Source organism: Micromonospora sp. ABR4_055 (assembly GCF_056160425.1).
On the sequence record NZ_JBSWXD010000237.1, the window covers coordinates 1 to 7,061 of the forward strand.

At 74.1% G+C, this 7,061-nt stretch carries 6 protein-coding genes; 4 read left to right on the forward strand and 2 right to left on the reverse strand.

Translation table 11 applies throughout. The features are described from left to right. Positions 1-100: 100 nt before the first annotated feature. The 3 genes from ACXAHD_RS30610 to ACXAHD_RS30620 all read left to right on the forward strand — a co-directional run bounded on the left by ACXAHD_RS30610 (position 101) and on the right by ACXAHD_RS30620 (position 1,879). Entirely contained in the window at positions 101-454 is a 354-nt protein-coding gene (locus ACXAHD_RS30610; protein WP_475054924.1) for a hypothetical protein, read from the forward strand. A gap of 145 nt (positions 455-599) precedes the next feature. Further along, complete coding sequence (locus tag ACXAHD_RS30615) at positions 600-1,175, forward strand: GNAT family N-acetyltransferase (protein WP_475054925.1); 576 nt, start codon at positions 600-602, stop codon at positions 1,173-1,175. A gap of 80 nt (positions 1,176-1,255) precedes the next feature. Continuing rightward, complete coding sequence (locus ACXAHD_RS30620; RefSeq protein ID WP_475054926.1) at positions 1,256-1,879, forward strand: hypothetical protein; 624 nt, start codon at positions 1,256-1,258, stop codon at positions 1,877-1,879. A 36-nt stretch (positions 1,880-1,915) separates the two neighbouring features. On the opposite strand, the gene dinB is transcribed toward ACXAHD_RS30620, so the two are convergent. Together dinB and ilvD are read right to left on the reverse strand one after the other, a co-directional pair. Beyond that, on the reverse strand, positions 1,916-3,142 hold the full coding sequence (gene dinB / locus ACXAHD_RS30625; RefSeq protein WP_475054928.1) for a DNA polymerase IV: 1,227 nt from the start codon (positions 3,140-3,142) through the stop codon (positions 1,916-1,918). Positions 3,143-3,232: 90 nt separating this feature from the next. Next, positions 3,233-5,080, reverse strand: a complete 1,848-nt coding sequence (gene ilvD / locus ACXAHD_RS30630) for a dihydroxy-acid dehydratase (protein WP_475054930.1) — start codon at positions 5,078-5,080, stop codon at positions 3,233-3,235. Between the two features lie 132 nt (positions 5,081-5,212). Here ilvD and ACXAHD_RS30635 point away from each other — a divergent pair. Continuing rightward, positions 5,213-7,061 (forward strand): putative bifunctional diguanylate cyclase/phosphodiesterase (locus tag ACXAHD_RS30635; protein WP_475054932.1); only part of this gene is annotated, 1,849 nt, incomplete at its 3' end.

Consider the following 7,061-nt stretch of genomic DNA (forward strand, 5'->3'; position numbering starts at 1 on the left):
CGCGCGGTGAAACGGTAACCCGCCAGAACGCTGCGCGTGTCACGCGCGGCGTGGCTGGAATCGCCGCCGTTTAGGGCGGCGAGGATGTCAACAGCTGACCGTGGTCGCCACCGTCACCGGTGGCACCGTCGAGTCGGCGGTGCTCACCTGGACCGGCGGCGCGGCCGGCTCGACGCAGCCGTCGCCGACGTATCCGACCGCGGAACCGGGATCCGACCCGGAGTCGACCTCCGGTCCCGGTGCCGGCGGCCCGGGTGGCATCGCCGCGCCGGGCACGGTGCCGGCGCGGGGCGGCGAGGCGGCGACGACGGTCTCCGGGGACACCGCCACCGGGCAGGTCTGGCGGGTGGCCGTGGCGTCGGTCGCCTGGCAGGTCGCCGTCGTGGCAGTCGACGGGCGGCGGGCCGGTGCCGGGCCGTACCCGGCAGCCAACCCGTGCCCGGTGCCGGGCTGACCAGGGGAGGGGTCCTGCGCTGACCAGGCGAGACGTACCGCGCTGACCAGGGAAGGCCGGCGTCGATGCGCCCGGTAGGCAAGGGTCTGTGACCGACGTCCTGACCGGTCGACGTCACCTCCGCCGAGACGGCAGGATATCCGGCATGCAACGTGACACCGACGGCGGCGACCGCTTCGACGACCGGGCCCGGATCTATCACCGGACCGGGACCCAGGCGGACGTTCCGGCGGTCCTCACGCTGCTTGACGACGCGGTCCGCTGGCTGGCCGAACACGGCCGTACCGGGCAGTGGGGGACCGAACCGCAGTCGACCGACCCGCGCCGGATCGCGATGGTCACCGGCTGGGCGAAGGAGAGCGGCCTGGTGCTGGCCTGTGTGCCGACCGGCGACGGTGGTGAGCGGGTCGTCGGGGCGCTCGCCGTTGGCACGGCCCGGTCCTACGCGCCGCCGGTCAACGAACCCGAGTTGTACGTGAACCTGCTGGTCACCGACCGGTCGTGGGCCGGTCGAGGGGTCGGTCAGGCGTTACTGGACCGGGCGCGGACGCTCGCCGTCGAACGCGGCGCGACCCTGTTGCGGGTCGACTGCTACGCCGGTGGTGACCGGGCGTTGGTCCGCTACTACGAGCGGGCCGGGTTCACCGCCGCCGAGCCGTTCACCGTCGACCAGCCGACCGGCCCGTGGCCAGGCCAGATCCTCAGCCAGCGGATCCGCTGACCCCGACCTCAGCCGGTGGGGTCGCCGGACTGGGCGGTGCGGTGACGTGGGCCAGGGTCGATCCATGGCATGGTTTACCGATGGAAACGGCAGATCCCGTACCGGCGTCTGATGCTTCCCGGCCGTGGCTGGCTCGCCCGGTGGCCGTGCTCGGTGGCGTGGTCGCCGGGCAACTGCTGCTGGCCCGCAGTGACCAGGCCGCAGTGATTCTGACCAGCGTGCTGGCGTACCCGACGGGTTTCGAGTTCGACATCAGCGCGGTCCTGCGGATCCCGGAGCCGGCTACCGCCGTCGACCCGACCACGGCCGTCGAGTCGGCACGGCAGCCGGCCGGTGCGCCCGGGCCGCCCCGGCCGCGTACCCCGGTCGACGGGGTCGGCGGCTTGCAGGTGATGGTCCGGTTCGCCGACGGTACGGCGCTGAGCAGCCTGCACCGGAGCGCGTCGCCGGCCGACCGCGAACCGCCCGGCCCGCTGCTGTCGCCCGTGGTGGCCAGCACCGACCAGCAGCGGCACGACGCCCGCTTCTGGGTGTGGCCGCTGCCGCCGGACGGCCCGGTGACGGTGGGGTGCGCCTGGCCGGCGCGGGACATCCCGCACAGCCGGGTGGAGGTCTCCGGTGAGTTGATCCGGCAGGCGGCGGCCGGTGCCGTCGAGCTGTGGCCGGCGGCACCGCCGGCCGACCCGGCGGTGTCGGCCGGCTGACCGGAGGCCTGACGCTGGCCATCGTCGGTGGCCGGGTCAGTCCGGCAGCAGTGGGGCGGCGGGGCCGAGGTCGCGGCCGAGCAGCACCGCGCGGTTGACCGCGCTGGACCCGAACCGGTCCCGGACGGCGTCGAGCGCGGCGTCCAGGCTCTCCTGCCGGCCGACGGGGTGTGGCGCTGCCTGCGGCGGCGCGTCGGCCGAATCGAGGGGCAGCGCCAACTGGGTGGCCTGTCCGTCGTCGAGGTTGCCGACCGAGACGCCGACCAGGGTCAGCCCGCGTTCGCGGATCATCGGACCGGCGGCGGCCAGCAGGTCGCGGGCGGTGTCCAGGATGGTCGACGTCTGGTTGGTGGCCCGGGGCAGGGTGTGGGCGCGGGTGGCCCGGGTGAAGTCGCCGAACCGCAGCCGCAGGGTGACCGTCCGGCCGGTGCGCCCGGCGGCCCGCATGCGTCGGCCGACCCGGTCGACCAGCCCGGCGAGGATCGCGTCCACGTCGGCCGGGTCCCGGTTGGCCCGGCCCAGCGCCTGCTGGGAGCCGATCGAGCCGCGTCGGCCGCCGGTCTGGACCCGGCGCGGGTCCTGATTGTGGGCGAGGGCGTGCAGGTGCCGGCCGGCGGCGGCGCCGACGATGCTGACCAGCGCCGCCTCCCCGAGGCCGGCGACCCGGCCGACCGTGGTGATGCCGCGTTCGCGCAGCCTGCCGGCGGTGACCGGGCCGACGCCCCAGAGCCGTTCGACCGGCAGCGGGTGCAGGAACGCCAACTCCTCGTCGGGCGGCACCACCAGCAGCCCGTCCGGTTTGGCGACGCCGCTGGCCACCTTGGCCAGGAACTTGGTCCGGGCGACCCCGACGGTGATCGGCAGCCCGACCTGGTCGCGGACCGCGACCCGCAGCCGGGCGGCGATGTCGGCCGGCGCTCCGACGAGCCGGCGCAGCCCGCCGACGTCGAGGAACGCCTCGTCGATGGAGAGCGGCTCGACCAGCGGCGTGGTCTGCCGGAACACCTCGAACACCGCCCGACTGGCCGCCGTGTAGGCCGCCATCCGGGGCGGCACGACCACCGCCTCCGGGCAGATCAGCCGGGCCCGCCGGGCGGGCATCGCGGTGCGTACACCGCGCGCCTTTGCCTGGTAGCTGGCGGCCAGCACCACGCCGGCGCCGACGATCACCGGCCGGTCGCGCAGCCGGGGGTCGTCGCGCTGCTCGACCGAGGCGTAGAATGCGTCCAGGTCGGCGTGCAGGATGCTGGCCTCACCCGCCACCGCGTCATCATCGCACAGATGTTCGACGAACGGGTGTGAGCTGCGCAGACGTCGCCGAAGCGGCGGTGGGTCACTGCGGGTGGCGGCGGGTCACTCCGGGACGAGACGGTACGCGCCGTCGCTGGCCGAGGTGGCCATCGAGGCGTACGCCCGCAGCGCCGCCGATACCGGCCGCTGCCGGTCGACCGGGGTGTACGGGCGGTCCCGCTTCTCCTGGGCGATCCGCCGGGCCTGCAGCACCTCGTCGGGCACGTTCAGCTCCAGCTTGCGGGCCGGGATGTCGATGACGATCTCGTCGCCCGGCTCGACCAGGGCGATCAGCCCACCGGAGGCGGCCTCGGGGGAGGCGTGCCCGATGGACAGCCCGGAGGTGCCGCCGGAGAACCGGCCGTCGGTGATCAGCGCGCAGGCCCGGCCGAGGCCACGCCCCTTCAGGAACGAGGTCGGGTAGAGCATCTCCTGCATGCCCGGCCCGCCCTTGGGGCCTTCGTAGCGGACCACGACCACGTCACCGGCGACCACCTCGCCGGCCAGGATCGCCGAGACGGTGTCCTCCTGCGACTCGTACACCTTGGCCGGGCCGCGGAAGGTCAGGCAGTCGTCGGGCACCCCGGCGGTCTTGACCACCGCGCCCTGCGGGGCCAGGTTGCCGTGCAGGATCGCCAGGCCGCCGTCGGCGGAGTACGCGTGGGCGACGTCGCGGATGCAGCCCTGCGCCGCGTCGGTGTCCAGACCGGACCAGCGGTTGGTGGTGGAGAACGGCTCGGTGGTGCGCACCCCGCCGGGGGCGGCGTGGAACAGCTCGACCGCCTCGTCGGTGGCGCTGCCGCCCCGGATGTCCCAGTCGGCCAGCCACCGGCTCAGCGACGGCGAGTGCACGGCGTGCACGTCGCGGCGCAGCGCGCCGGCCCGGTCCAGTTCGCCGAGGATCGCCGGGATGCCGCCGGCCCGGTGCACGTCCTCCATGTGGTACTTCGGGGTGTTCGGGGCGACCTTGGCCAGGCAGGGCACCCGGCGGGAGATGTCGTCGATGTCGGCGACGCCGAAGTCCAGCTCGGCCTCGCGGGCGGCGGCCAGCAGGTGCAGCACCGTGTTGGTGGAGCCGCCCATCGCCACATCCAGGGCCACCGCGTTCTCGAAGGCGGCCCGGCTGGCGACGGCGCGGGGCAGCACCGAGGCGTCGTCGCCGTCGTACCACCGCTTGGCGATCTCCACGACGGTCCGGCCGGCCTCGACGAACAGTGACTTGCGGGCGGCGTGGGTGGCCAGCACCGAGCCGTTGCCCGGCAGCGCCAGCCCGACCGCCTCGGTGAGGCAGTTCATCGAGTTGGCGGTGAACATGCCGGAGCAGGAGCCGCAGGTCGGGCAGGCGGACCGCTCGATGGTGTCGAGCTGGGCGTCGGTCACGTTGTCGTTCGACGCGGCGATCATGGCGTCGATCAGGTCGAGCTTGGCGTGCACGACGCCTTCGACGGCGACGGTCTTGCCGGCCTCCATCGGGCCGCCGGAGACGAATACGGTCGGGATGTTCAGCCGCAGCGCGGCGAGCAGCATCCCCGGGGTGATCTTGTCGCAGTTCGAGATACACACCAGCGCGTCGGCGCAGTGCGCGTTGACCATGTACTCGACGGCGTCGGCGATCAGCTCCCGGCTGGGCAGCGAGTAGAGCATGCCGCCGTGGCCCATGGCGATGCCGTCGTCGACGGCGATCGTGTTGAACTCGCGGCCCACCCCGCCGGCGTCGGCGACCGCGTCGGCGACCAGTCCGCCGAGGTCCTTCAGGTGTACGTGGCCGGGCACGAACTGGGTGAAGCTGTTGGCGATGGCGACGATCGGCTTGCCGAAGTCGTCGTCGGTCATCCCGGTGGCCCGCCACAGGGCCCGGGCGCCGGCCATCGTCCGACCGTGGGTGGAGGTCCTCGACCGCAGCTCAGGCATTCGACAAGTGTTACACCACGGTTGCCGGGCCGGCGGTCCCAGCCGTGTCGCGTTTCACGTGTCGGGATGTCTCCTGCCGGCAAACCCGCACCCCGGCACCACGGGCCGGCGCCGATCCGGCAGAGTTGTGGCGTGCACCTCCCCCCGGGCATGCAGGCGCTCGCGTTGGCGAGTGGGCTGGCGGCTGCGCTGGGCGTGGGATGGTTGTTCGTCGTGGCCCGCCGCCGGGACGGATCGTCGGACCGGGCCCACCGGCTGCTCGCGGTCGGCGCCGGGCTGACCACCGTCAGCGTGCTCACCGGGCTGGTCGGCGCCGTCGCGATGGCCGCCGAGTGGGATCGGCAGCAGCCTCAGCGGAGTCTGCTCGCCACGGTCGTCGCGGTCGGCTGCGCGCTCGGCGGACTGCTGCTGATCTGGGGCCTGCTGCGGCTGCCGGGCACCGCCGGGCGGTCCGCGCCGACCGCGCGTCACCTGCTCGACTGCCTGGCGGTCGGTGCGGCGCTGTGGTTCACCGGCTGGGTACTGGTCGCCCCACCGACCCGGCTGCTGGGCGCGGCCACCCCGACCGCCTGCCCGGCGATCCTGCTGGCCACCGCTACCGTCGCCGCGATCACCGGCGTGGCGGTGATGACCGCGCTGCACAGCGGCCGGCATCCGGCCGGTCCGCTGCTCGGCGGTGTGGGCACTGTGCTGATCGGGCTCAGCGGTATCGGCGCGGCGGCGGGCATCTGCCAGTACGGTGTGGGGCTCGTCCTGGTCGGTGCCGTCGGGTTGCCGGTCGGGCTGGTGCTGGTCTGGTTCGGTGGGGGACGGCCGGGGTGCGGCGGCAGCGCGCCGGCCGGCCTGGTGCCGCGCGGGGCCGGTTACGTGTTCCTGCCGATGGTGGTGATGGCCGCCGCAGGCTTCTACCACGTGGCCAGCGGCGGCGAGTTCACCACCGTCGCGGTGGCGGTCGGCAGCCTGGAGGGCTTCATCCTGGTGAGCCGGCAGTATCTGGCACTGCTCGACGTGCGCCGGTACGCGGCCCGGCTGGCGGCCAGCGAGGCGCACTTTCGCAACCTGGCGCACACCGACCCGTTGACCGGGTTGGCCAACCGGCGGGCGCTGCTGCGTGAGCTGTACGACTGCGTCGCCGATCGGCGTCCCGGCGGGCTGCTCACCCTGGACCTGGACGGTTTCAAGACGGTCAACGACATGCGGGGTCATGACGTCGGTGACGCGGTGCTGATCGAGGTGGGCCGGCGGCTGATCGCCGAGCTGGCCGGGGCGGGGCTGGCTGCCCGGTTGGGCGGCGACGAGTTCGCCGTACTGCTGTCGTTGCCGGACCCGGACGAGGCACACGGCGTCGCGGTCCGGATCCTGCGCGCCCTCGACGAGCCGTACCCGCATGACAAGGGTCCGATCTACGTGTCGACGAGCATCGGGATGGCCTGTTGTTCGACTGCGCAGGACGTGCCGACGCTGTTGCGCAACGCGGACCTGGCGCTGCGCTCGGCGAAGCAGCGGGGCAAGAACCGGGTGGAGCGCTACGACGTCTCCTACGACCAGGCCCAGCGTCGCCGGGTCCGGCTGGAGCACGAGATGCGCGGCGCGATCGACCGCGGCGAGCTGCGGCTGGCCTTCCAGCCGGTTGTGGCGGTGCCGTCGGTACGGCCGGTCGGGGCCGAGGCGTTGATCCGTTGGCGCCATCCGGAGCTGGGCAAGGTGCCACCGGACGAGTTCATCCCGCTGGCCGAGGAGTGCGGGATGATCAGCCGGCTGGGTGCCTGGGTGCTCGACGAGGCGTGCCGGCAGCTGTCCCGCTGGCTGGCCGAGGGGCACGACGTCTGGGTGTCGGTCAACGTGTCACCGCACGAGCTGCACGCCCCGGAGTACGTGCTGCAGGTCGACGAGGGGGGGGGGGGGGGGGGGGGGGGGGGGGGGGGGGGGGGGGGGGGGGGGGGGGGGGGGGGGGGGGGGGGGGGGGGGGGGGGGGGGGGGG